This window comes from Tenacibaculum sp. E3R01 (assembly GCF_003318185.1).
In the GTDB taxonomy this organism is placed as follows: domain Bacteria; phylum Bacteroidota; class Bacteroidia; order Flavobacteriales; family Flavobacteriaceae; genus Polaribacter; species Polaribacter halocynthiae.
Genome location: NZ_QOCC01000020.1, coordinates 258,942 through 284,457 on the forward strand (window position 1 = coordinate 258,942; position 25,516 = coordinate 284,457).

Sequence of the window (25,516 nt, forward strand, 5' to 3'; positions counted from 1 at the left end):
CAAAATGAAAAAATCCTACTTTAATTGGAGTTCTGGAAAAGATTCTTCCTTAGCATTGTATAAAGTTCTTCAAGAAAAAAAATATAGCGTAGAAAAACTAATAACTAATGTAAATAAAGACTATCAGCGTGTTTCTATGCATGGTTTACATGAAAGTTTACTTATAGCACAAGCTGATAGTATTGGCATTCCTTTAGAAAAAATTGAATTTCCTGCTAATGTTACTATGGATTTATATAATCAGAAAATGAAAGAAAAAACAGCTGAGTTAAAATCATTAGGATTAGAGACGGCTATTTTTGGAGACATTTTTTTAGAGGATTTAAGGAATTATAGAGATACAAAATTACAAGAAGTAGGAATAACTGGGGTATATCCTTTATGGAAAAATAATACCAAAGAGTTGTTAAGAGAGTTTTTAAATTTAGGATTTAAAACAATTACTGTTTGTGTAAATGCTAAAAAGCTAGGTGAAGAATTTGTAGGTAGAATTATTGATGAAAATTTTATAAATGATTTACCTAATGATGTTGATGTATGCGGAGAGAATGGAGAGTTTCATACATTTTGTTATGATGGACCTATTTTTAAAAAGCCTATTAAGTTTTCAATAGGAGAGAAGGTTTTAAAATCATATACATTAAATGATGATGATTCTGATAACTGTCATCAAAATAAAGAAGAAGAAAATAATAAAAATTATGATACTAGTTTTTGGTATTGTGATTTAAAATTAATCAACGAATAGCATATTCTTTTTTACATAAAACCTTTATTTCAATAAGTGTTTTTCCTATTTAAAAAGAAGAAAACCCTTTTGTTAGAAACAAGATAAATCATGTAGCCTACTGTTTTTTGGGTAATAGCTTTGTGAAGCAAACTTAAAAAAACGAATCATGGCAAAAAAAAGGGAAGAAAATAGGCTAAAAATATCCATTAAATCAGGTGAAAAAACAGTGCCAATTGATTTAGTAGGATTGTTATTTGATAGAGATAAAAACTTTATTGAAAGAGTAGACATTAAAAAAGATTCAATTCACTTTGAAGCGAGTATAGATAAATTAAGAACCTTTAATTTATTAATAGCACCAAAAACAACAGCAGTTTTAAACGAGAAAAATTACAATATTTTACTATCTAAGCATAAGGCATATAAGCCTAAACTTTTCAAAAAAGCAAATAAAGAGTTAGAAATTTTATCTATTCCTGAATTGTATATCCCATTTTGGAATTATAAAAAATGCAGGGTTTTTGGAAACGTGTTTAAAGAATTTAATATCAATAATTTTTCTGAGAAAAAAGGTTTATGCAATATGCGTGTTCATATTTGCGAGGTAGATAAAATTCAATGGTTAATACCAAGAATTCCAGATGATATTATCTTAAGAATTCCCGATTTGATATTACGACCAGAAATACCAGTTCCAGTCCCTACGTTACCAGATCCACCAGTACCAAATCCGCCTTTTGAAATAAGAGATTTTAATTCTGTTTTTAGTGGAATTAATAGGCCAAAATTTAAAAAAAACATCTCTATAAATAAGAAGATCTTATTGTCAGATAAAATAAATCCAGTTTTATCTGATCGTAATATAATGACTACTTTAAAAAGTAAAAATCCAAGAATAATTAGAAATACAATCGTAGAAAATTTTAAACTATTTCATCCGTATTTCTGTCATATATCTTGGTTGTGGCCTTATTTTTATAAGTGTGATGAATTAAGAACAGTTTACACAGATACTAATGGAGATTTTGATACTGAAATTTATTATTCAATTTTCGGAGACCACCCAGATTTGTATTTCTGGGTAGAGGCTTTTATAGATGATCAATGGGAAACAGTTTACAAACCTCAATTACCATGTAATACGTATTGGAATTATAAATGTGGTACTGAAGTACATATTAATGTTACAGATCCAAGAGTAAGATGGGAATGTTCTAATGATATTGATGGTGAGTTAATCTGGATCAAAACAATTAATTGGGGAACAAGTGTTTCACATATAGAACAAAAAAATGTTACTGGGAATGCTATACAAGGAAGGTTTTTGAATAGACAAGGTTTAACTGATAAGCATGAAAATAAAGGTAATTTTAGAAGACCTTTTGGTAAAGGATTATCATTTGTAGTACAATTTAGTAATGATTTACCTAGTTCAAAATATACATATTATCGTTGGTCATATAAAAAGTTAAAACATGCTGATTTATCAAATGCCTTTGGTGCTACAGAAAAATTAAATAATTTAGTTCAAAAAACGTACTCGTATGTTTTTCAAGATTCAAGCGGGCACTTTCACTTTAATTATAATAAAGTAAAATTAGGACCTTTTGATAAAGGAGTAGAAAGAGGTCTATATTTAATACCTACAACATCACCAACAGATGCTCCATTTAATGCAACAGAGCAAGATGCAAACTGGGATCAAAATACCAGAACAATATCGTTTGATTCTTCATTGGAAGGAGACGGTTTGTATGAGTTTAGTTTAGAGCTTTTTGATAGAAATGGAAATAAAATAACGAATATCCCAAATGAATTGTTTCAGGTTCCTAACTATGATACTTTCACTCCTTCAATTAACGCACCATCGGTAAATATGGAAAGTAGTGGAAGAGGTACGTGTAGCGCTTTTAAAATGGTAATGCGAATTGATAATAGCCCTACTAAAGCAGATATTTATAAAATAAAAGTTGATGGAAAAGAAGTAAATCCAACATGTTGTGGTTTCGTTCCATACAAGGACAATAATTCTATAATTGAAATAAAATTTAGAGCGTATCATCCTCATAATTTTGCAGACCTAAATTTTAGAGTTCAAAAAGGTACCTGTACAGATACAAATCAAGCTAATAAAACAAATACTAAAGGAATGGTAATTGGAAATGTCCCAACAAACGATGGAGGTTTATATGCTAGGAATAGTTTTAGTGAATATACCAAAACGTTTTCACCAGCCGACTTATTAGGTACTTGTTTAGGAGAAGAAAGAGCTGCTTTTGCTGAACATTTATATGTTAATGCTTTAGCTACAAATGGGAATCATGAAATTGACGCCTATGATTCATCAAAATTAGTAGCTTTTGCTTTAGATAAAAAGTAATGTGTTTATATATGTAAAGTTAAAAAGGAGATTGACTATTCAATCTCCTTTTTTATTAAACAACTTTTTTTTCTAATGCTAAAAAATGAGTTGTCTCTTTATTGTAAAGAGGAAATATTTGAACTTCACACTTATAAGAAGTACGATCTTTTTTATGATTAATAATGATTTCTTTAAAAGGTTCATTATTCTGAAGCTTCTTTCTAATTCTTTTTTTTGTTGCTTCAGAGGTTTCTGATCCTTGTAAAAAATTAGGAGTTTTATTTAAAGCAAAGTTTTTTGCATACCCAGTCATATCTGTAAAACCATTATTAACCCATACAATTTTTCTTGATAAGTCAGTAATAACAATTGCTTCAAAACTATTGTTATTAATAATCGAGTCAATATTGTTTTCCCAATTATATTTTTTAGCAAGGTTTTTTATGTATGCTAAATCTTTATCTATCTCTAAATTAGAGGTGATTTGATGGTAGTTTTGTAAATGAATATCCCAACTAACTAAGTTAGCTACGTTATAGTCAGTTTTTTGTATGTGTTTTTGAAATGTTAATTGCTCATTAAAGTTTAATGAAGACATATACATATCTAAACACATCATATTTGTTATGTTATTTTTCATAATCAATATTTAGCTGGTCCTATATTTTTTGAACTCTGTTTGATAAATTCACGTAAATCATCATTAGCTTTTTCTAGATCTACTTTACGAAGATACATCATATGTCCACTTCTATACCCTTTGAATGTAAGTCTATTTTTAAAAGTACCACTAGGATCAATTTTTCCCATTGTATATTTTGCAGCAAAATAGGTCGTTGCTCCATCATAGTACCCAGATTGTACCAGTACTTTTAAATAAGGGTTTTGAGCCATTGCTTTTCGTAAATTTTCACGTGCATTGTTATTGCTAAAATCCCATGGATGTACTGAGCCAAACATATTGTATTTAACGTCGGTTTTAAACTTTAATATATTTTGAATATAATAATTAATTGCTGGAGTAAAAGAGTGAAGCCATGAAGTAAGTTCTGGACTGTAATCTGGACTTGATCCTGTTAGTTTCCTATCAATACCTAAATATCTACTATCTAAACGTCCAATTGTTTTTCCTGAAGAATTGCGCAATAACTCTTTCCAAAAATAATTGTTTGGAACTTCAAGGTTTTGTTGCAAAATTACTTCTTCTTTTATGCCAGAGTAATAAGCCATTTTTTTAGCGATACTTTGCCTTTCAGTATCAGAAATATAACCACCTTTAGCAATTGCAGGAAGAAGTTCATTGATGGCAAATTTTTCTGATTTAGGCAAAATTTCTAATAAATCTTGTTCTTGTAGTTTCTTTGGTAGCATATTATGATACCAAGCAGCAGCTGTAAAATATGGAAAGTTAACAGCGTAATCTTCTGAGTTTTTAGTGCGTAATAATTGATAGTCAGCAGGAGAAACCATAATCACACCGTTTAAGTACATCCACTGTTTACTTTGTAATTCATGAGCTAATTGCATTACGCGTGTGCCTCCATAACTTTCACCAATAATATATTTGGGTGATTGCCATCTATTGGTTCGGGTAATGAAAGTGGTTAGCCAATCAGCTAAATATTTGGCATCCGCATTGATGCCAAAAAAGTATTCCTTATCAACTTTTTTATCTTCTTTTACTACAGGTCTAGAATAAGCAGTATTAACTGGGTTAACAAAAACGATGTCAGCTACATCTAAAACAGAATACGGATTATCCTTAATTCCGTATGGTTGAATTGGATTTCCTTCATCATCTATGTTTAAAATTTTAGGGCCAGTGTATGCAATATGCATCCATACAGAAGCTGATCCAGGTCCACCATTGAAAGACATGATTAAAGGTTTTTTTTTTCTGTTTTGTGTTCCAGTACGGTAATAGTATGTATAAAATAAGGTAGCTTTTATGTTTCCATTGGCATCAAAAACAGGTTGAGTACCTGTTTGAGCCTTATAGTTTACTTTTTTACCTTTTATTGTAACTGTGTTCGATGTAATAATAGTAGTATCAATAGGAACTCGAGAGTCTTGAGAATATATAGCTACACTAAAAAATAGTGTAGTTAATAAAATAATATTTTTCATTATAGAAAGAAGTTTTAGCTTTTGTATTAACATATTTAGTTAATTAAGCTAAAAGTATTAAAACTTCTCAAAAACACCTAATCCAAATAAAGCAAAATCGTATTTTACAGGATCTTTAGGATCAAAAAGCCTTAGAGTATCGTCAAGTTCAATAAGTGCCTTCCAGTCATTTTGTTTACGAGTTAAAAGGCCTAATTTTCTTGCAACATTTCCGGAATGAACATCTAAAGGACAATGTAAATTTTGTGATAAATGAGATTTCCAAATGCCAAAATCTACCCCAGAATTATCATTACGAACCATCCAACGTAAAAACATATTAATACGTTTTGATGCTGAATTTTTTAAAGGATCAGATACATGTTTTAAAGTTCTGGTTTGATGAGGTGTTTCAAAAAACACTTTTTTAAAATTATGAATAGCTAATTGATAATTATTTGAATTACTTTCAGGTTTTAAAACATTTTCTAACCCCCCATAATTTTGATAAATGTTTTTAAGTGATTGTATAAAAAAAGTAAAATCATCTGAATTAAAGGTTCTGTGAACAAAACCATCAAAACTAACAAGATCATCTTCAGAATGATTCATAACGAAATCATAAGGAGAATTACCTAATAAGTCCATCATTCGATGTGCATTTTTAATAATCATTTTACGATTTCCCCAAGCAATAGTCGCAGCTAAAAAACCAGCTATTTCTATATCTTCTTTTTGCATAAAAAGATGAGGGATTTGAATAGGGTCACTTTCAATAAAGTTTAAAGTGTTGTACTTGATAACCTTTTCATCAAGAAATTCCTTAAGCTCTTGTTTTTTCATTTTAAACAGTTTCTCCAGCAAATGCCATTATCATAAAAAATGCATTATAGCAAGCATGTAACAACATACTCCACTGTAGGCCAAAACGAACTCTAATAAATCCTAAATAGCCACCTAAAATAGTTTGAGGAGCTATTAAAAAAGGTATTAATAAAAGTACATTTGTAGTTATGTTATAATTAGTTATATGAACTAATCCAAATATAATGGCAAAAGAATAAAAAGCTATTTTAAATGAATTTCTATCCTTGAATAAAGTGATTGGACCTCTAAAAATTAACTCTTCCACAACCGGAGCAACTATAACAGCAAAGAAAAATACCATAGGTTTAGATAATGTTTTCATCATATCTTCCATAGCATGTTTTTCCATATCAACTAAGCCTAAATATTCAATTAAATAAAATAAAGGCATAATAAGTCCACTTGTAATAATACAAATAATAAGCAGGTGTATAAACTTTGTAAATTTATAGTTAAGGTTCGTGTTATTATCTTTCTCTAAAACGGGATTCTTTAAATAGGTAATGAGTTCTTGAAATGTTTGCTTCATGAATGTTGATTTGTAAGTATAAGTAGGTGAAAAAATAACAATGTTACATAAAATAAAGAAAATTACTATTCAACATGATATTTTGATGCTTTTTGAAATATAATCAAAAAATGTTTTTTTATAAAGTTAACTAATGTTTTGAGAAAATAAAGATATACTTATAAATATAAATATAAATATAAATAAAAGTATAACTGTTGCTAGTTTTTATGTTGGTGCAAAGAAATAGTTTGTTTTGTACTTAAAAATATATCCCTTATAACATTGTATATTTTTTAAAAAAAATCTTCTTGTTTCTTTGTTATAGAATTAATTTTTTAAAAGTAGTAATTCTATAACATTAATTAATAATTTAAAATCAAACGATTATGACAGTAAAACAAGAAGTAGAAGAAATAAAGGCAAAAAGGAAGCTAAAAAAAAGAAACAAGATGTTAAAAAATATGTATAAGATAAAAGAAATAAAGGATAGTAATTTTTCTGTAGAACTGGAAACTGGTGTTACATATTGTTTGGGAAATACAGTTGATTTTCCTGATTTTAAATTTAAAAATAATAATCCAAAACCTAAATCAGATGAATATAGATATTTAGGATTGCACGAACCTATTGTAAAAGCAACAATGGTAAATAATCAAATAGATGTAATTGTAGCTTGTTTAATTCCTGAGAAATATCAATTAAAAGAAAATGAATTTACTATTTGGTATAATTTTGAATTTGGACAATCAGGTGATTTTAAGATTAATATTTTTATCACATTTAATTCAAAAGAAGATAATTTAGGAGAGTTAGTTGAATATAAATTATATCCTTTTAATATTAATATCAATAATATGGCTTTGTGCTCAAGACACTTAAAACTTTCCTCTTTTACAGGAAAAAAAGGATTAAAAAGCATATCTGATGTTGAAGTTTTTGTAATAAATGGAGATCCAAAGCTGTCTAGAGGCACAGTAACTACAGTTAAGTCTCCTACAGGATAGTAATTTAGCATTTAAATTTTTATTTAAAGCAGAGAAATTTCTCTGCTTTTTGTATTTTGAGTGAGTTTAATTCTAAAGTTTATTGTATTGTTTATTTATAGGAATTTTCTCATTTGCTTATTACTGATATCGTGTTCTGTTTTCTCACAAAAAAAAGAGAATTTAAATCTTTTCCAAAAAGAGATAAAGCTAAAAACGGCTAAATTAAAAAAACAAATACTTTTTAATAAAGCAAGGTATTTCTTTTTACAGAAAGAGTGGGATTCTACCTTGTTTTTCGCTTCAAAGCAATTAGATATTAATTTAGAAAATAAAAAGATTAATAACTATTGTTATTTTTTTAGAGGTTTTAGTTTTAAAGAGAAGAAAAATTTTAAAGGAGCTAAATATGAGTTTTTACGTATTCCTCAATCCTTTGAATTGTATAAATATACAAAACTTTACTTGGGGCAAATAGCATTAGAAGAAAATCAATTTTTAAAAGCTTTAATTATTTTTGAAGAATTAGAACGAAATAATTGGAAAACGAATGTAAAGGGGTTTAAAGTTAGTAATATTAAGCATAATATAGGGTTATGTTATTTGCATCTAAAAAAATTTGAAAAAGCAGAAAAATATCTAAAAAATAGCGTAATTCTTTATGAGAAGAATAAGGATACGATAGAATTAGTTGGAGCTTATGGTGATTTAGCTGGTTTATATTATGAACAGTATAAAGATGGTTTAGCTATACCTTTTTATATAAAGGCATATAACTTATCTAAGTTTACCAATGATTTTACCTCGAAACAAAATACAGCTAAAAATATGGCTGTAGTAGAAGAAAATAGAAAAAACTTAACAGCTGCATTAAAATATAGAAAGGAATACGAAAAATGGAAAGATTCTTTAAATAATCAAAATAGAATATGGGAAACGGCTCAATTAGAAAAAAAACATGCTGTACAACAAAAACAACAAGAAGTAAATGTTTTACAAATAGAAAATAGAGCTAAAACTGCAGAAATAAGTAGAATTTTATACACTGTTATATCGTTAGTAGTATTACTATCTATTATAATTTATTTTTTTAGAAAAAATATTAAATCTAAAAAAATTATAGGAGAACAAAATAAACGGTTAAATGACTTGAATGCAACAAAAGATAAATTATTTTCTATTGTAAGTCATGATTTACGTTCTTCCGTAAACACACTGAAACTTAGTAATAAAAAGTTAATTAATAATTTAAAGGCACAAAATATAAACGTTGTATATGAGTTACTGCAAAAAAACAGTGCTATAGTAGGTAGTGCTTATAATTTGTTAGATAATTTACTGAATTGGGCATTACTACAAACCAAACAGTCATATTTTGAAATTAAAGAAATGCATTTGTTTTTTGCTGTAGAGCATTTGGTGTATAACTACTTACCATTCATAAAGGAAAAGGAGTTGCACTTTGAAAGTACAATTTCTAAATCGGCTAAAGTTCTTGCAGATCAAGAATCTCTGAAAATTATTTTGAGAAACTTATTAGATAATGCTATTAAGTTTTCTGAACCTAATGATAAGATTAAGATCTACATAGAAACATCAAAAGAAGGTTTTTTAGATATAGTTGTGGAAGATTCAGGAATAGGAATGAGTGAAAAAACTGTATTGCAACTTCAAAAAGATACTATTGCTATAAGTGAAAAAGAGAATAAAGAAATTATAGGTTCAGGATTAGGTTTTCAACTTTGTAAATCTATGATTAAAAAAAATAATGGTAGAATTTTAGTAGAAAGTGAATTAGGAAAAGGAACAAAAATGATTGTATCTTTACCTAAACCTTTTATTAATGAATAGTTTAAATGTACTTATTGTAGAAGATAATCCGATAGAAAGTGAAGCACTCGTAGATGTGTTAGAAGCTAATGATTATAATATAGTTGATGTTGCTAAAAATTTTAAAGAAGCATTGGCTATATATCTAAACAGAAAAGACATTGATTTGGTAATTATAGATGTTTTTTTAGGGGAAGATCCTGAAGGTATTTTATTTGCAGAAACTATTAATGAGCTTCATCATACAAATAAAAGACCTTTTTTATTTTTAACTAGTTCTACAGATAAAGAAATTTTTGAAAGAGCAAAATTAACTATGCCATTCAATTATATGATAAAACCGTTTAATGAGTTAGAAATTTTGTTTTCTATTCATTTGGCTGTTGAGAAGTTTTATGAACAGAAAAATGTATTTACAGACGAAAAGCAAGATACAGTTGTAACTAAAGAACACTTGTATATACAAAAAGGTAGATCGTTAAAAAAAATACTCATTTCTGAAATTATTTTTATTGAAGTAGAGGGACGTTATTGTAATATTATTACAGAAAAAGGAAAATTTGTGATTTTAATTTCATTAACCAAAATATTAGAGTTACTAGACAAAACTATGTTTAGTAGAGTTAGTAGAAATTTTGTAGCTAACATTCAAAAAATAGAAGAGATTTTTCCAAATGATAACTTAATTGTATTATCAGGTAATCATAAAATTACTCTAAGCGAAAAATATAAAGGAATTATTAAAAAAGAGAGTATTTTAAAATAAATTCTAAAGTTCTTTAACCATTATATCCTCAAACCATTACGTATACAATACATAAAAAGAGTTAGCCTTTCTCGTTAATTAACAAATTAGTTTGTTTCTCATTTATTTTACAGAGGTATCTATTCTTTTTAAAACATAGTAGAATACTATTTCATGTAGTATATTCTTTACTTCATGTCAATACTTCGTTTTTTCGTGCTTATTCAAAGTAGTTTTACATCAGAAATAAAACGCTAGCAAACCTATTTCTAAAAATAAATTTATTATTCAAAAGTAAAAACTCAACTGTGTGTAGAGTTTATAAAATTAAAGTTGTCTTTTGAATTAGTAAAAATTAAAAGGCGGAACCCGAAAAGCCTAGTTATAAATAGAGTAGGTAGAATAATTTAATTTTAAATATTATGGAAGTACCAGTTGAAGCGAAAGGAAATAGTGCTACAGGAGGAGTAGGTAAATTAGTTGATTTAGAAATTAAGGCAGGAGATATATTATTATTTAGGTCAGATAAGGAAGATCAATGGTCAATACTTGAAGGTAATAACTCTTATAGTATAAATGCTAACGGGTTAGGAAATCATCTTGTAAATATTGGTGAAGCTAATCAGTCATTTTTAGCAGGGGCTTTAGTGGGAAGTTTTGACGATGGAAAAACATTTTTTTCAATAGGGTTGTTTTCACAGTTAACAGTTTTAGTAGGAGGTAATAATCCTAGCTTAAAATTATACTGTGCAGACTCCGATAAAGATAATAACTCCGGTTTTATAAGAGTATCTATTGATAAATTTAGTAGCTAATTTGAATAAAGATAACCGTTATTAATTGATGGTTTGTTAAAAGTCTGAAAAGAAAAAAACTTAGTTGCAAGTGGATTAGGTGAAAGTTAATCAAATTTAAAAAATGGAATCACCTAAAAATTTAATAGATTAACAAATACATGTACAGTAAAAGCAATTGGACTTATTGAGAATAATGGAGTATATGTAATGTTAACCGATAGAAATGGAAAGTTTAAAGACACTTAGTTTTACAGACTACCTGCGATTAGTACATTATTGAACCAGAGGGGTTTATTATCAAGAAGGGGAGAAAGTTTACATAGAATTAACAAGTTCTACAGTAGCTAGTAGTGTATTAAGGTTTCATTTGTTAGCCTAAATAACAAATTGAAGTTTTTACTACAATGTGGGGTTATTATAAAATAATTCCACATTGTATATTAAACTAAAATAATTATTTTTTTAAAAAGATTAGAGGTTGTATTATTCAGCAATAACCCCATCTTTCATTACTAATTTTCTGTCTGCCATTTCAGCGAGTTCCTGATTATGTGTAACTAAAACAAAAGTTTGCCCAAATTTATCACGAAGCTTGAAAAAAAGATCATGTAAGTTTTTTGCAGAAGTAGAATCAAGGTTTCCACTTGGTTCATCAGCAAAAATCACTGAAGGATTATTTATTAACGCTCTTGCAACTGCAACTCGTTGTTGTTCACCTCCAGATAACTCATTTGGTTTGTGATTCTCTCTATGTGATAACCCTAAAAAAGATAGTAACTCTTTAGCTCTTTTTTCCGTTTCAATTTTATTTTTTTTAGCTATAAATGCTGGGATACAGACATTTTCTAAAGCAGTGAATTCAGGTAATAACTGATGAAATTGGAATATAAACCCAATATGTTGGTTCCGAAATACTGAAATTTCTTTATCACTCAATGTTTTTATAGAAGTCTCGTTAATTTCTAATTGAAAATCAACTTCTTTCTGTGGTTTATCTAATGTGCCTAAAATTTGTAAAAGTGTTGTTTTTCCTGCTCCTGATGGACCAACAATAGCAATAATTTCTCCTTTTTTTATATGAAGATTTACTCCCTTTAAAATTTCAACATCTCCATATTTTTTATGGACATTTTTAGCAATAATCATAGATAGTATGTTAGATAAACGAATGTATAAAAAAGAAATCAGATAAACCTATTAATAAAGTTTATCTGATTTTATAAATTTTAAAAATACTGTTATAAAATATTTTTCAAATTGTTATAATCTATAAAGTATACCAATCGTAATGAAAATGTATGTTGCATATCTTCTTTAAAAAGGCGGTTTATGTTGTCAGAAAAATCAATATCAGCAGGTGCAAAATCATTATCAGGATTAATTGAATTTCTATAAAATGCTATTAATTGACTACCTGGAGCAAATTGCCAAACATAATTTAAATCTAGATTCCAACTATTAAAGTTTTTATCGTTATTACTTTTGTAATTATTAGTAATTAATGTTCCATCATTTTTATTTAAACTATAATATTGATCATGATAAGGAACCTTACTCCAGTTGTGTCTGAAAGTAAGTGATAAAGCTGATTTTGTACTAAAACTATATTTTCCAGTTAAAGAGTTGTCATAAGTAGTCCAATCACGTTCTCCAAAAATAATTTCATCTAAAAGTGGAGCTAATGCAGGATCACTAGAAACATTATCAGCATCAATTTTTGTAACATAACCTTGTTCTCTGTTTGTTTTGTTATAACGTATACCATAGATTAATGAAAATTGATTGCTAAAACGATATCTAGGAGAAAAACGGAAACCATAACTTTCTTTAGGATTGTCTTTAAAGAAAGTGTAATACCAACTGTAATCTACAGCAAATTTTTTCCTGTAATCAGTAGATCCCCAGTGATTAAGGTTTAAGCGCATAGGAGTTTTAAAATAAATACCACTAGTTGAGCCTTCTCTTGGTTCAAAGAAATTTTTTCCTACAGTATTATAATTTATATTACCACCAAATCCAAAACGTTTTCTTGTTTGCGACCCAAAAGATAACCTAACACTTGAGCCAGTATAGGTTCCTGGCGTATGTAAAAAGTTAACATTATAATACATACTAATGTTATAGCTATTAAACATTCCTTTAGGTTGTAAAATTCTATATCTAGCAAAGCCGTATATACCTTGTTCATTGTTGCTAAATAAAATACCCATATCATTAGGGTTGTAATCTTTGTTTTCAAATTGATAACCTATTTCACCAATCCAATTTCCTGATTGTTTTCCTATACTTGTATCAAAAGCATATCCATTGTTTGGGCTATTTATATCATCAGAAATAGCACTCATTTTAAAAGAACCATCAATGTTATACCTACTTTTCTTATCTTCTACATGCCATAATAAACCAGTTACATTCGCATCTCTAAATCTACCATCACGTGTTACGTTAGTGTTTATAAGTGTAATTGCAGAGTTTTGATTAAATTGTTGATCTAAAACTAGAATGTTATAGTTTGAAAAAGGATTTGTAACTACTTTTCTTGTTTCTTGAGTATTCTTATTTAAAATAGTAGCTTCTGTTTTATCTGTAATAGCATTAAAAAAACCAATACCTAAGCCATTTTTAGTTCTACCAGAAATCTTAATAGCATTAAGCATATCAACTTTGTTTGGCTTATCAGTTATTTCTTCATTACTTTTTAATTGACTACTAACATTAAATTGATCAATTGGTCTAGATCCAATTCTTCTAGAATAGAATAAACGGCCTTTTGTAAATAACTCAGTCCCTTCTGTGAAAAATTGACGTTGTTCTGAAAATTGTTGCTCAAAAGGACCAAGGTTCAATGATACATTATCAAAGGCAGTTTGGCCAAAATCAGGAATTAAAGTAGCATCAAGAGTAAAGTTTTCGGTAATACCATATTTAATATCCATTCCAACACTCCAATCAGCATTTGTTTCATTTTTAGTTGAAGTAACAGTTCCTGAAGCATATGGGTAAAAACTTAATCGAGTAGGAGGTTTAATATTCTTAAAATTCTCTACTAATCCATCATATTGCGTCCATTTACCAATAGTATTATCTATATGATTCCAAGTGTACCGTGCATTTAAATTTCTCGTTTCTCTATGGAAGTTCATTCCCCAAGATTGAACATTTTCATTAGAGAAACGTAATGCTCTGTATGGTATTTTCATTTCTACCGTCCAGTTTGTATCATTAATTTTAATTTCACTACTCCAAACAGCACTCCAATTATAGTCTTCATTATTTCCATTTGATACTTTCGAGTCTATTTGAACACCAGAAGCAGTTACAATAAACATAGAAGAATTTTGACCATCATCATTAGGGTTAATCATAGCCATAAAAAAATCTGAATTCCCAAAGTTATCTCTGTTGGTAAATTCAGCAGGAATTTTTGTAGGATCTGGAGTAAACATTACAGCACTTATATAGATAGCTTCATTATCATATAATAGTCGTACTTCTGTTTTGTGTGTATCTTTCTCTGCTTCTCCATTATTTGGGCGCATCATCACAAAATCTTTAGCGATTTCTGCACTTTTCCAAGCTTCATCATCAATAACTCCATCAATTTTTGGAGGAGTTGTTGTTCTTACGGCTTCAAGTTTCTTCCGGTTACTATTTAAACTTTGTGAACTTGATTTATGGGGAATAATCAAAAACACTAATGAGAGTAAGGCTATTCTATGCATATGTTTAACGTATGTAATATTTTGCTAAATTATTTATGTTTAAGGCTCAGAAATCATAAATTCCTGTTAATTACTGTAAAGACCTGTTAAAAAAATGATCGTTACAGATATACTGTTAAAAAAATGTGAAAGTGAAACCCAATATAGGTGTCTTTAATAATTAGATTAAAATAAAAAATAAATTGTAATATATTATGAATTGAATTTGTATTTTTGTTCGACTTTAAAAACATTCTTATCTAATGAACTTACACGAATATCAAGGTAAAGAAATTTTAAACAGTTTTGGCGTTCGTATACAACGCGGAATTGTAGCAAATACACCAGAAGAAGCTGTTGAAGCAGCAAAAAAACTAACTGAGGAAACAGGAACTGGTTGGCATGTAATAAAAGCACAAGTACACGCAGGTGGTCGTGGAAAAGGAGGTGGAGTTAAGTTGGCTAAGAACTTAGATGAGGTAAAAAGTATTTCTGACGATATCTTAGGAATGATGTTAATCACTCCTCAAACTTCAGCAGAAGGAAAATTGGTAAATCAAGTTTTAATTGCTGAGGATGTATATTATCCTGGTGATAGCGAACCAAATGAATTCTACATGTCGGTTTTATTAAACCGTGCGACTGGTAGAAATATGATCATGTATTCTACCGAAGGTGGTATGGATATAGAAACTGTAGCAGAGGAAACTCCGCACTTAATTTTTACAGAAGAAATTGATCCAGCATTAGGATTGATGCCTTTTCAAGCTCGTAAAGTAGCCTTTAACTTAGGGTTATCAGGAGGAGCTTTAAAAGAAATGGTGAAGTTTGTAACAGCATTATATACTGCTTACATCAAATCAGATTCTTCAATGTTTGAAATTAACCCAGTGTTAAAAACTTCTGATGATAAAATTATGGCAGTTGATGCTAAGGTTACCTTAGACGAAAACGCATTATATCGTCATAAAGATTATGCAGCAATGCGTGATTTACGTGAAGAAAATCCAATTGAAGTTGAAGCTAAAGCTGCAGGTTTAAACTATGTAGATTTAGACGGTAACGTTGGATGTATGGTTAACGGAGCTGGATTAGCAATGGGTACTATGGATTTAATTAAGCAAGCAGGTGGAGAGCCAGCAAACTTTTTAGATGTTGGAGGTACAGCTGATGCACAACGTGTTGAAACTGCTTTTGGTATTATTTTAAAAGATCCTAATGTAAAAGCTATTTTAGTAAACATTTTTGGAGGAATCGTTCGTTGTGATCGTGTTGCTCAAGGGGTTGTAGATGCGTACCAAAGTATGGGAGACAAAATTAATGTTCCAATTATTTGTCGTTTACAAGGAACAAATGCTAAAGAAGCAAAAGAATTAATTGATAATAGTGGAATGGAAATTATCTCAGCAACTGAGTTCCAAGAAGCAGCTGATAAAGTTGGTGATGTTTTAAACGCTTAATCAACCAGATTAATTTTTAGTTAAATATAAAAAAACGTTTCACAATTAATTGTGAAACGTTTTTTGTTTGATTAATCTATTAATAGTTTTTAACCACTTTTTTTGTTATAACTTTTTATAAAACTATAAATTTTCTTTTAAAACAGTAATTTCATCACGTAATTGAGCAGCAACTAAAAAATCTAAATTTTTAGCAGCCTCTTCCATTTGTTTTCGTTTTTCACGAATACGTTTTTCTATTTCTTGTTTAGGTAAATACTCTAAGTCTTGTTCAGCAGCTTTTTGAATGGCATTATCATACTGATAAGTTGTAATTGTATCTTTTGAAAGAGTATTGTCTAATTTTTTATTAATTTGAGTTGGTGTTATTCCGTTTTTAGTATTGTAATTAACTTGTTTCTCTCTCCTTCTAGCAGTTTCATCAATTGTTAATTGCATACTATTTGTTACTTTATCAGCATACATAATAGCTTTTCCATTAACATTTCGAGCAGCTCTTCCAACGGTTTGAGTTATTGAACGGTGACTTCTTAAAAAACCTTCTTTGTCAGCATCTAAAATGGCAACAAGAGAAACTTCTGGTAAATCTAAACCTTCACGTAGTAAGTTAACTCCAATTAAAACATCAAAAATTCCTTTTCGTAAATCTTGCATTATTTGAACACGTTCCAAAGTGTCAACATCTGAATGTATGTATCTACATCTAACTTGGATTCGGGTTAAATATTTAGCTAATTCTTCAGCCATACGTTTTGTTAATGTAGTAACTAGTGTACGTTCATCTTTCTCAACTCGTATTTGAATTTCCTCAATTAAATCATCTATTTGATTTAAACTAGGGCGTATCTCTATTTCTGGATCTAATAATCCAGTGGGTCTAATTACTTGTTCAACAAAAATCCCTTCTGTTTTCTGTAATTCATAGTCAGCTGGTGTAGCAGAAACATAAATTACTTGATTTTGTAAAGCTTCTAATTCGTCAAATTTTAATGGTCGATTGTCCATAGCTGCAGGTAATCGAAAGCCATATTCAACTAAGTTTTCTTTTCTACTTCTATCTCCACCATACATTGCATGAGTTTGTGGAATCGTAACGTGACTTTCGTCAATAACCATCAAATAATCTTCAGGGAAATAATCTAATAAACAGAATGGTCGAGTTCCTGGATCTCTTCCATCTAAGTAACGAGAATAGTTTTCAATACCAGAACAGTATCCTAATTCACGAATCATCTCTAAATCAAATTCAGTTCTTTCTTTTAACCGTTTAGCTTCTAAATGTTTTCCTATTTCTTTGAAATAATCTACTTGTTTTACCATATCATCTTGTATTTTATGAATGGCATTTTGTAAAACATCAGGAGAGGTAACAAATAAATTAGCTGGGTAAATAGTTAGTTCTTCTAATTTATCAATTACTTGATTGCTTTCTATATCGAAGGTTTCTATTTCTTCTATTTCATCTCCAAAAAAGTGTACACGGTATCCACTATCACCATAAGAAGGATAAATTGTAACAACATCTCCTTTAACTTTAAAAGTTCCACTTTTTATTTCTATTTCGGTACGAGCGTATAAACTGGTGACCAATTGATGTAAGAATTTTGTTCTAGAAATTTGCTGATCTACCTTAATAGGAATAACATTTTTCTTAAACTCATTAGGATTACCGATACCATATAAACAAGAAACTGATGCAACAACAAGAACATCTCTACGACCTGAAAGAAGTGAAGAAGAAGTACTTATTCTTAAACGTTCAATTTCATCATTAATAGAGAGGTCTTTTTCTATATAAGTTCCAGTTACAGGAATGTAAGCTTCAGGTTGATAATAATCGTAATAAGAAACAAAATATTCTACAGCGTTGTTAGGGAAAAATTGCTTAAACTCTGAATATAACTGAGCAGCCAATGTTTTATTATGTGCTAAAACAAGAGTTGGTCTATTTACTTCAGCAACAACATTGGCTATAGAAAATGTTTTACCGGAACCAGTAACACCTAATAAGGTTTGGTATTTTTCATTAGTAATAATTCCGTTTACTAACTGCTTAATTGCTTGAGGTTGATCGCCAGTAGGCTTAAATTCAGATTTTAAATCAAAGTTCATACAGCAAAAATACGGATTGTTTACTCTATTTTCTTATAAGACTTATGTTTCCTGTTTTTTCAATAACTTTATCTTTATAATCAATAAGTTTTGCTTTATACCAGTATCCATCTGAAGGTAATATTTTTCCATTATAAGTACCTTCCCATCCTAATTCAGCATTATTGTTATTCATTTTATGAAGAATTTTTCCAAACCTATTAAAAATGGTTATATCTATAGTTTTAAAGAAATTATTGTTAGCTCCATAAATAATCCAGACATCATTTTCACCATCATTATTTGGAGTTAAAAATTTAGGAAAACCTATAATAGAAACTTCTTTTTGAATTGAAGGTTCACAATTATTAATATCTCTTACATATATGGTTTTAATACCTGGAGAAACATTATTAAAAGTATAATTTGTGTTGTTGCCAAAGTAGTTTTGCCCATCAATAGAATATTCATAAGAACTAGTTCCTTCAACTTCTATATTAATAAAATTATTAAGACTATTTTCAGTATTAATTTCTAGATTTTTTATAATTGGTTTTTTAGGATTGACAACCATAAAACTTTTTGAGTTCGAACATTCTATACCATTTTCTGTTTTATATACAGTTAAGGAGAATTTCCCTACTCTGTTTAAAGTAAATAGTCTATTAGTTGAAATAATATTGTTATTTGCGTTTTTCCATTCAAATTTATCATTCGTTGAATTTGCACTCAAAATTATTGGAGTGTGTTTTTTAGGGTCTATACACAATGTATATTCATTTTGTAAATTGATTTGTGGTGTAGAATTAACGATTAAATCAATAAAATTTATACCACCACATCCAATTGAATTGTCTATTCTTAACCATATTTTAGTTGAAGTAGTGTTTATAGAATCATCAAGCTTATTTGTAGTTGTTTGCGCATCTTTTAGCGTTGGAAATAAATCTAAACTTGAAGAGCTAGGTAAGCTTAAAAGCTTTCTGATTTCATCTTTTTTAGCTTTAATATTAAATAATCCTATGTTATTATTAATTATTCCATCTGAATCTTCACAAACTATCATAGGGTTTATAGCTGGTATATTTACAAATGAAGATTCAATACTAAAAGTTTCAATTGAATAACAGTCGTTTTTATTTATAGCTCTAGTGAATATTAACTGTGGATTTGTTTTGTTTTGATAGCTTTCAGGAGTAGTGATTCTATTAGTATCTTTTTCTGCATCGGCTTTAGTTTCATAAAAATGATATATTAAATCACTACCTGGTTGAGAAATTTTATGATCAATATTATATAAATTGAAATAATCAACACCATCATTATTTACATCGCACTGTATTAGTTTTTGATTTTTTAGTAGTGTTGGGTTAGGGTGGATTACAATGTCTTTGAATGTCGTTATTTGTCTACTATTAATTGTAATAGTAACCTTTACATTATAGTTTCCAGGAGATGAATATGCATATTGAGGTAATATATTATTAGAAGTATTTCCGTCCCCAAAATCCCAAATAGCTGCTGTAATTTTTGAATAAGTATCAACTTCAAAATCAATTAATTGATTCACACAACTTTGCTCATTTAAAATTCGAGTTCTAAAATAAGATTGTATGAAATTAGGCAATCCTGTTCCAGATTTACCCTTTATATGTATAACATTTGTTTTAAAATTAGAGTCAAACCCAACTTTATTAGGAGTATTAATAACATCTAAATAATCACCTGATTTATTATTTAAAAATGTTTGAGTTTTATATATTTTGGAATTATTGCTAAGTTGTAAACTGGTATAGCCGTTTTGTTCTTTAACGTAAATTTTTTTTATACTCTCTGTAGGGTGAAAATTATTTAAATCATATTGAAATAGTGTTTCAGTACTTGTATTTTCATTGAAAGAAGTAGTATATAAAATTTCTGAATTATTTGAAAATTCTAACCCATAAACGCTTGGCTGGTCAAAGAAAACTGTAGATTTAATTAAATTTTGTTTATTGCTAATTATTCCTGTCTTATTATCAAAGTCAAAAAGAACTAGTTCTTTTTCTAAGTTACTTGATGCTAATTTTTTTCCATTTGGAGAGAATTTTAAAGTACCGTTAAAGTCACCTTCATGCCTTAATTCTTTTGAAATTACAGGTGTTTTAATAATTCCCGATTTATCTATTTTAAAACTGTAAAAAGATAAAAACTTATCAGTTCCTTTCTCTCTTCCGGAGGTGGTAAACCATATGGATTCCCCATCTTTATGATGTACTGCAGATATTTTACCAACTTCAAAAGATAAAAGGGTTTGATTTTTAACTATTACGGTACCATTGTTTTTTGAGATATCTATTACTGTATAGTATAATCCAGGATCAATTCTTGGAATAGGAATATCTGGTGGACCAACATCTAAAAATGATTTTACTGATATTAAATAAAATATAGAATCATTACCTGGTTTAGGGATAATAATAGTTGGTTGAGCCATTTCGTTATCACCAAATAAAAGGTCGTTGGTAGGAACGGTTTTATTTTCTTTATTCCAAACGACAACTCCATCAGAATATAGTACTAATTCTCCTTTTTTATTTGATATACTTGAGCTACCAGCAATTGCTATTAAGTCACTATCAAAAGATACTGTTGGTGATACATTTGGTAAGGTTGGAAAGTTCAACATTACTTTTTTACCAAATACCCAATTGTTTGTTTCTTTTTGAGCATAGCAAAAAGAACATATAAAAAAAAATAATATACTTATACCCCTCATAACAAATTAGCTGGTGAAAACTCCACCAGCTAATTTAATAATTATTTTCTTAGTAAAGAAAAATGCCCGTTATGTAAGTGTGTTTTTCCTTTTCTATCAACGAGTTGTATTTTAAACCAGTAATCATTTGAAGGAAGAACTTTACCATTGTATGTTCCATCCCATCCTTCTCCATCTATAGGAATAATAGCTACAGATTTACCATATCTATCAAAAACATAAATGTTACTAGATGGATAGAAACTAGAATTAGCTCCTTTAATTTTCCAAGTGTCATTATACCCATCATTATTTGGAGTTAAGAATTTTGGGTATTGAATAACAGAAACGTCTAATGTAGCATCAGGAACACATCCATTTTTATCATTAACAAGAACTGTATATATACCTCCAGTAATATTCTTAAAAATAGCTTCATCTTGAAAAGCAGTTTGATCTCCTTTTTCATTTACTAAAGCAAATTGATAATCACCTATACCTAGATTATTATTTTCAGTAATTATTTTAATAGAGTAGGTATCTAACCCATTATTATTGGTGTCATCAACTATTACAATATCTTCTTCTTTTAAAGTTGGATTGATTGATTCATTTACAATAATTTCTCTACTTCTTTTACATCCAGTACCATCTTTCATAGTTGCAGTAACAACATAAGTACCTCCTTTTGTAACATCTAGAAAGGCTACACTACTTAAAACAGTACTGCTTCCTTTTACTACCCATTCATAATCATAGGTGGCAACTGGGTTTATTGGCTCTAAACGAGTTTGTGGAGCGTTTAAACAAACAATTACAGGTGAATCAACAGTGAAGAAAGGTAAAGGATTAATAATTATATTAAACGTTAAATCATCATGTACACATTTAGTTTGATTATTGACTACACGAACATAAATTGTTTGATTGTTCGAGGTGTTTTGATATTTATTTTCATTTAAAGAATTACTTCCTGATTGAGCGTCAGCTAAACTTTCATGGAAAGTTATTGAGAATTTATTATGGTCAGCAATAGGGTAGTTAGTTAAAATTTCTGAAGTTTTATTTTTTAATGTAATATCTCCATTAATTCCATTAGTATCATCATTAGCTACATCTGAATTATTATCACAGTCTACATAATTATTAATACTAACAGGAATATTAGGTTCAGGATGAATAACCAATTGAAGAGTTGCTATTCCGTATCTACATCCAGTAGTTTTGTTTAGAATGCTAATAAAAACTATTTCTGTAGCTGGATCATCACTTGCAAGGTTAGCAGGGAAGCTAGTAGTTGCTGGATCATTTGCATAATTAGTTTTAGATAAAGGTCTAATACCATCTATTGCATCTTGTCTTGTTTTATGGTAGCTAACATCGTATTGACTGGCAGCTCTTCCATTTAAAACATCTACATCTCTATCTCCTAAAGATATATTTTGTGCTATTCTATTTCTAGAATCACTATCGCTAGCTGTTGGTACATCACAAACTTCTAGATTAGGTATAGCATTAGAAATTGTAGGTAAAGGGTGTATTATAATATCAAACTTAGTATGATCATTAAAACAGTTAGCTGCATTGTTTCGAACTCTAACATAAATAGTTTGTTTATCTCTAGTTGTATTAGTGTAACTAGTATCATTTAAAATAGGATTCGCTCCAGAATTAGCATCTGCTACAGTTGTATGAAAAGTAACTGTATAATTTAATGGAGATTGTGTTCCTAATATTGCACTAACTTTATTTCTAAGGTTAATATTAATATTTACACCATCATCAAAAGCACCACTTACAAAATCGTCACATAGTTCTATGTCACTAACAATATTGGCAGTAGGAGTAGGGTTTACATTTAATGTTATATGATGCCCAAAGCCTAAACAATCATTATCTAGATCACTATCTACACGGACATATATGTTTTGAGTATTAGCATAGCCTATATTTCTATAATTAGAAATATCTGGGATTGCATTTTTTTCTGCAGCAGCATCTGCTTCATTTCTATAATAAGTAACATTAATTTTTTGACCAGTAGCGGTAAATAAATTTCTTATTTCAGTATCTACAGAACTGAAATTAAAAGAAGAAACACCATCAGTATCATTATTATTAATATTGTTATTTCCATTAATATCTAAGAAATCATCACACGTGTTGAAAGCTCTTTGAAATGTTGTAGGAATACCAGTTGTAGATACAGTTAAGTTTACTTCAGAAATTCTTCTACAGCCATTAGTATTTGTTATTGTTGCCCAAACTTTATCAGAAGTAACTGTTTTGTTTCTATAAACAGTAGGAGTGGTTATAGGATTATTATTGTTTTGAGCATCATTTAATGATTCATAAAAAACAAAAACTTCATTATTGAAATTACTTGATATATCACTTCGAGCTTCTTCTAAATTAAAATCAGCAAAAGCATCAGTATCATTATCACATTGTTTTAATTCAACAACATTATTAATTGTAGGTAATGCATTAACAACAAGATTAAAGGTAACTGAAGAATCATTACATAAACTATTACTGTTGTTTTCTACTCTTACATAAATAGTTTGATTATTTATTGTTTCATTTCTGTAAGGAGTATTTTTATTAATAACATCTGTTGTGTTATCAGTTTGAGCTCCAATTAGTGTTTTATGGTAAGAAACAGAATATGTTAAAGGATTTAAACTACCTAATACCTCAGTGTCTTTTGTGTTTAAAATAAAATTATTATAAAAACCATCAATGTCACCACCACTAACAGTATCATCACAAGCTTGGTAGTTTACAGGTGTTTGTGGTGTTGGTTTACCTGTTACATTAAGAGCAAAAGTTTTTACATCATAACATGCATTTGGCGCCGATTTGTTATGCATTCTAGCATATATAGTTTGGCTACTATATGGAGTAGGGTTTGTATAAGGGTTAGTAAGTGCATTAGCATTATTATCTGCATCAGCTTGAGATAAAAAATAAGCGACTTCAAAAGTAGTTGCGCTTTGACCATTAAGAACTTGAGGTGTTACGTCTTTTTGTAAATCAAAAGAATTTAAACCATCTTTATCTACATCACAAAAATTAATATCACTAGGTTTAGTCGCAGATGTAGCTTCATAAACTTCAACTTTAAAAATACCTTCTTGCTCTACTTTATTTCCACATTTATCAATTAATGTAACAATAAGTTTATATTCACCAGCATCTGTAAGGGCGATATTAGTTAAGTTTAAAGAAATAGCACTTGATACATTTGTGGTAGTTGTACCGTTATTAAAAGTCCAAGCATACGTTATACCACTTCCTGTTACTGGATCAGGAGCTATAGTTTTAGTATCTCCAATACAAAACTGTAATGTTTTGTCATTTACAGGAGTACCTGTTACTTGGTCTTTAATTTCTATAGGTAAAAGTAATGATGAAATGAAAGGAGGTAAACCTTGAGTAGATTTTTTCCCTTTTAAATCAATTGCATCTTTTGTGAAAGTTACATCAGTTGCAGCAGCATCTGGATTTTCAATAACATCTAAATGAGTAGCAAAACCTAAAGGATTACTATAGGTTTGCGGTATAGTGGCATATATTTTACCATTTCCGGCTAATTGAAGAGCTCCTCTAAAACCATTTTGTTGACGTATTGTTTGTTTAGATCCAGGTATATTAGTTTGAGTTAAATCAAATTGAAAAAGAGTATAAATACTTGGAGATGATAAATTATCAGTAAAAGCACTTGTTGTTGATATGTATAGTTTTTTAGAACTTCTTGAAAATTCAACACCATAAGGCTGACCATCAAAATTGGTAGTAAGGATAACCCCATCATTTGAAACTTGTCCAGTAGTATTATTAAAAGAATATAATAAAGCTTGTCTGTTACCTTGATTAGCAATAGCTAATTTAGTTCCGTCAGGAGATAGTTTAAGGTAACCTCTTCTTGTTAAGTTATTACTTATATTAGATATTACAGGTGCAGCTCCAATACCATTTTTATCAATTTTATAAGCGTAAAACTGATTGTCGGTTGTTGAAACAATCCAAAAGGTATTACATTCACTTCCTCTTACAGCAGCAACTTTCTCGGTAAAATCATTAAATTTACCAACAGACAAATCCCTTCCAGGACCAGTTACTTCCCCATTACCACCGTTTAATGACATATCAATCGTATATACATTAAACCCTTTTCCTGGGTCAATAACAGAACCAGTTGTGAAATCAATAACAGGGCCATCATCAACAGTAAATAAATAATAAATATTTGTTGAATTTGGTTTGGGTATAATCATACCTGATTGGCTACTAGATGGGTTACCTTTTAAATCATTAGCAAGGTTACCAGTACTATATTTCATAATAGCATGATTTTTATCCCACACGGTTATCCCGTCAGAATAAAATAATAATTTTCCGCTTGCATCAGCAAAAGAAGAACATCCTTCTAATGTACTCAAAGCACCGTTAGTAACAGCAGTAGGTGGTGTAGTATTAAAATCTAATCCGGCGTTTTCACCAAAATACCAAATATTAGCTTCTTTTTGTGAATATGTTAAAAAAGTAGTTAAAAATGTAAATAGGATAAGTAGTTTTTTCATTCTAAATAAT

General features: G+C 29.0%; 16 protein-coding genes. 7 read left to right on the forward strand and 9 right to left on the reverse strand.

The window, feature by feature from the left end:
* The first annotated feature begins 4 nt into the window (after positions 1-4).
* Both DS884_RS10335 and DS884_RS10340 read left to right on the forward strand, forming a co-directional pair.
* Complete coding sequence (locus tag DS884_RS10335; protein WP_093868819.1) at positions 5-748, forward strand: diphthine--ammonia ligase; 744 nt, start codon at positions 5-7, stop codon at positions 746-748.
* Between the two features lie 148 nt (positions 749-896).
* Positions 897-3,110, forward strand: coding sequence for a hypothetical protein (locus DS884_RS10340; RefSeq protein ID WP_113786677.1), 2,214 nt, complete (start codon positions 897-899; stop codon positions 3,108-3,110).
* A gap of 55 nt (positions 3,111-3,165) precedes the next feature.
* On the opposite strand, the gene DS884_RS10345 is transcribed toward DS884_RS10340, so the two are convergent.
* From DS884_RS10345 to DS884_RS10360, 4 genes are read right to left on the reverse strand one after another with little or no spacing between them, the layout of a single operon-like run.
* A complete protein-coding gene (locus DS884_RS10345; RefSeq protein WP_233487145.1) occupies positions 3,166-3,732 on the reverse strand; it encodes a PAS domain-containing protein in 567 nt (188 codons plus the stop codon).
* Positions 3,733-3,734: 2 nt separating this feature from the next.
* Positions 3,735-5,219 (reverse strand): S10 family peptidase, encoded by a 1,485-nt coding sequence (locus DS884_RS10350; protein WP_113786739.1) that lies wholly within the window; start codon positions 5,217-5,219, stop codon positions 3,735-3,737.
* Between the two features lie 57 nt (positions 5,220-5,276).
* Entirely contained in the window at positions 5,277-6,041 is a 765-nt protein-coding gene (locus tag DS884_RS10355; RefSeq protein WP_113786678.1) for a TIGR02757 family protein, read from the reverse strand.
* Position 6,042: 1 nt separating this feature from the next.
* Positions 6,043-6,594, reverse strand: a complete 552-nt coding sequence (locus DS884_RS10360) for a CPBP family intramembrane glutamic endopeptidase (protein ID WP_113786679.1) — start codon at positions 6,592-6,594, stop codon at positions 6,043-6,045.
* 368 nt (positions 6,595-6,962) lie between these two features.
* Here DS884_RS10360 and DS884_RS10365 point away from each other — a divergent pair, with 368 nt between their 5' ends.
* The 4 genes from DS884_RS10365 to DS884_RS10380 all read left to right on the forward strand — a co-directional run bounded on the left by DS884_RS10365 (position 6,963) and on the right by DS884_RS10380 (position 10,949).
* Complete coding sequence (locus tag DS884_RS10365) at positions 6,963-7,580, forward strand: hypothetical protein (RefSeq protein WP_113786680.1); 618 nt, start codon at positions 6,963-6,965, stop codon at positions 7,578-7,580.
* A gap of 270 nt (positions 7,581-7,850) precedes the next feature.
* Complete coding sequence (locus tag DS884_RS10370) at positions 7,851-9,410, forward strand: tetratricopeptide repeat-containing sensor histidine kinase (RefSeq protein ID WP_233487146.1); 1,560 nt, start codon at positions 7,851-7,853, stop codon at positions 9,408-9,410.
* Entirely contained in the window at positions 9,403-10,155 is a 753-nt protein-coding gene (locus DS884_RS10375) for a LytR/AlgR family response regulator transcription factor (RefSeq protein WP_093868813.1), read from the forward strand. Before DS884_RS10370 ends, DS884_RS10375 begins: the two co-directional genes overlap by 8 nt.
* A 401-nt stretch (positions 10,156-10,556) precedes the next feature.
* Positions 10,557-10,949 carry a hypothetical protein gene (locus DS884_RS10380; protein ID WP_113786682.1) on the forward strand — a complete coding sequence of 131 codons (393 nt, stop codon included), beginning with the start codon at positions 10,557-10,559 and terminating at the stop codon, positions 10,947-10,949.
* Positions 10,950-11,414: 465 nt separating this feature from the next.
* On the opposite strand, the gene DS884_RS10385 is transcribed toward DS884_RS10380, so the two are convergent.
* Both DS884_RS10385 and DS884_RS10390 read right to left on the reverse strand, forming a co-directional pair.
* Positions 11,415-12,077, reverse strand: coding sequence for an ABC transporter ATP-binding protein (locus DS884_RS10385; protein ID WP_113786683.1), 663 nt, complete (start codon positions 12,075-12,077; stop codon positions 11,415-11,417).
* 92 nt (positions 12,078-12,169) lie between these two features.
* Positions 12,170-14,653 (reverse strand): DUF5916 domain-containing protein, encoded by a 2,484-nt coding sequence (locus tag DS884_RS10390; protein ID WP_113786684.1) that lies wholly within the window; start codon positions 14,651-14,653, stop codon positions 12,170-12,172.
* Between the two features lie 242 nt (positions 14,654-14,895).
* Between DS884_RS10390 and sucC the strand changes: the two genes are divergently transcribed.
* The gene (sucC, locus tag DS884_RS10395) at positions 14,896-16,092 is read left to right on the forward strand and encodes an ADP-forming succinate--CoA ligase subunit beta (protein ID WP_093868809.1); all 1,197 of its coding nucleotides are present in this window, start codon (positions 14,896-14,898) and stop codon (positions 16,090-16,092) included.
* A 123-nt stretch (positions 16,093-16,215) separates the two neighbouring features.
* Here sucC and uvrB read toward each other — a convergent pair whose 3' ends face one another.
* The 3 genes from uvrB to DS884_RS10410 all read right to left on the reverse strand — a co-directional run bounded on the left by uvrB (position 16,216) and on the right by DS884_RS10410 (position 25,506).
* On the reverse strand, positions 16,216-18,204 hold the full coding sequence (uvrB, locus tag DS884_RS10400) for an excinuclease ABC subunit UvrB (protein ID WP_113786685.1): 1,989 nt from the start codon (positions 18,202-18,204) through the stop codon (positions 16,216-16,218).
* A 25-nt stretch (positions 18,205-18,229) separates the two neighbouring features.
* Positions 18,230-20,851, reverse strand: a complete 2,622-nt coding sequence (locus tag DS884_RS10405) for a T9SS type B sorting domain-containing protein (RefSeq protein ID WP_158530837.1) — start codon at positions 20,849-20,851, stop codon at positions 18,230-18,232.
* A gap of 131 nt (positions 20,852-20,982) precedes the next feature.
* Positions 20,983-25,506, reverse strand: coding sequence for a T9SS type B sorting domain-containing protein (locus tag DS884_RS10410; protein ID WP_113786687.1), 4,524 nt, complete (start codon positions 25,504-25,506; stop codon positions 20,983-20,985).
* Positions 25,507-25,516: the final 10 nt, after the last annotated feature.

Excerpts from the sequence above, each read along its gene's own strand:
- DS884_RS10335 (WP_093868819.1), top strand. The coding sequence starts at position 5 with ATGAAAAAATCCTACTTTAATTGGAGTTCTGGAAAAGATTCTTCCTTA.
- DS884_RS10340 (WP_113786677.1), top strand. The coding sequence starts at position 897 with ATGGCAAAAAAAAGGGAAGAAAATAGGCTAAAAATATCCATTAAATCA.
- DS884_RS10345 (WP_233487145.1), bottom strand. The coding sequence starts at position 3,732 with ATGAAAAATAACATAACAAATATGATGTGTTTAGATATGTATATGTCT.
- DS884_RS10350 (WP_113786739.1), bottom strand. The coding sequence starts at position 5,219 with ATGAAAAATATTATTTTATTAACTACACTATTTTTTAGTGTAGCTATA.
- DS884_RS10355 (WP_113786678.1), bottom strand. The coding sequence starts at position 6,041 with ATGAAAAAACAAGAGCTTAAGGAATTTCTTGATGAAAAGGTTATCAAG.
- DS884_RS10360 (WP_113786679.1), bottom strand. The coding sequence starts at position 6,594 with ATGAAGCAAACATTTCAAGAACTCATTACCTATTTAAAGAATCCCGTT.
- DS884_RS10365 (WP_113786680.1), top strand. The coding sequence starts at position 6,963 with ATGACAGTAAAACAAGAAGTAGAAGAAATAAAGGCAAAAAGGAAGCTA.
- DS884_RS10375 (WP_093868813.1), top strand. The coding sequence starts at position 9,403 with ATGAATAGTTTAAATGTACTTATTGTAGAAGATAATCCGATAGAAAGT.
- DS884_RS10380 (WP_113786682.1), top strand. The coding sequence starts at position 10,557 with ATGGAAGTACCAGTTGAAGCGAAAGGAAATAGTGCTACAGGAGGAGTA.
- DS884_RS10385 (WP_113786683.1), bottom strand. The coding sequence starts at position 12,077 with ATGATTATTGCTAAAAATGTCCATAAAAAATATGGAGATGTTGAAATT.
- DS884_RS10390 (WP_113786684.1), bottom strand. The coding sequence starts at position 14,653 with ATGCATAGAATAGCCTTACTCTCATTAGTGTTTTTGATTATTCCCCAT.
- sucC (WP_093868809.1), top strand. The coding sequence starts at position 14,896 with ATGAACTTACACGAATATCAAGGTAAAGAAATTTTAAACAGTTTTGGC.
- uvrB (WP_113786685.1), bottom strand. The coding sequence starts at position 18,204 with ATGAACTTTGATTTAAAATCTGAATTTAAGCCTACTGGCGATCAACCT.
- DS884_RS10405 (WP_158530837.1), bottom strand. The coding sequence starts at position 20,851 with ATGTTGAACTTTCCAACCTTACCAAATGTATCACCAACAGTATCTTTT.
- DS884_RS10410 (WP_113786687.1), bottom strand. The coding sequence starts at position 25,506 with ATGAAAAAACTACTTATCCTATTTACATTTTTAACTACTTTTTTAACA.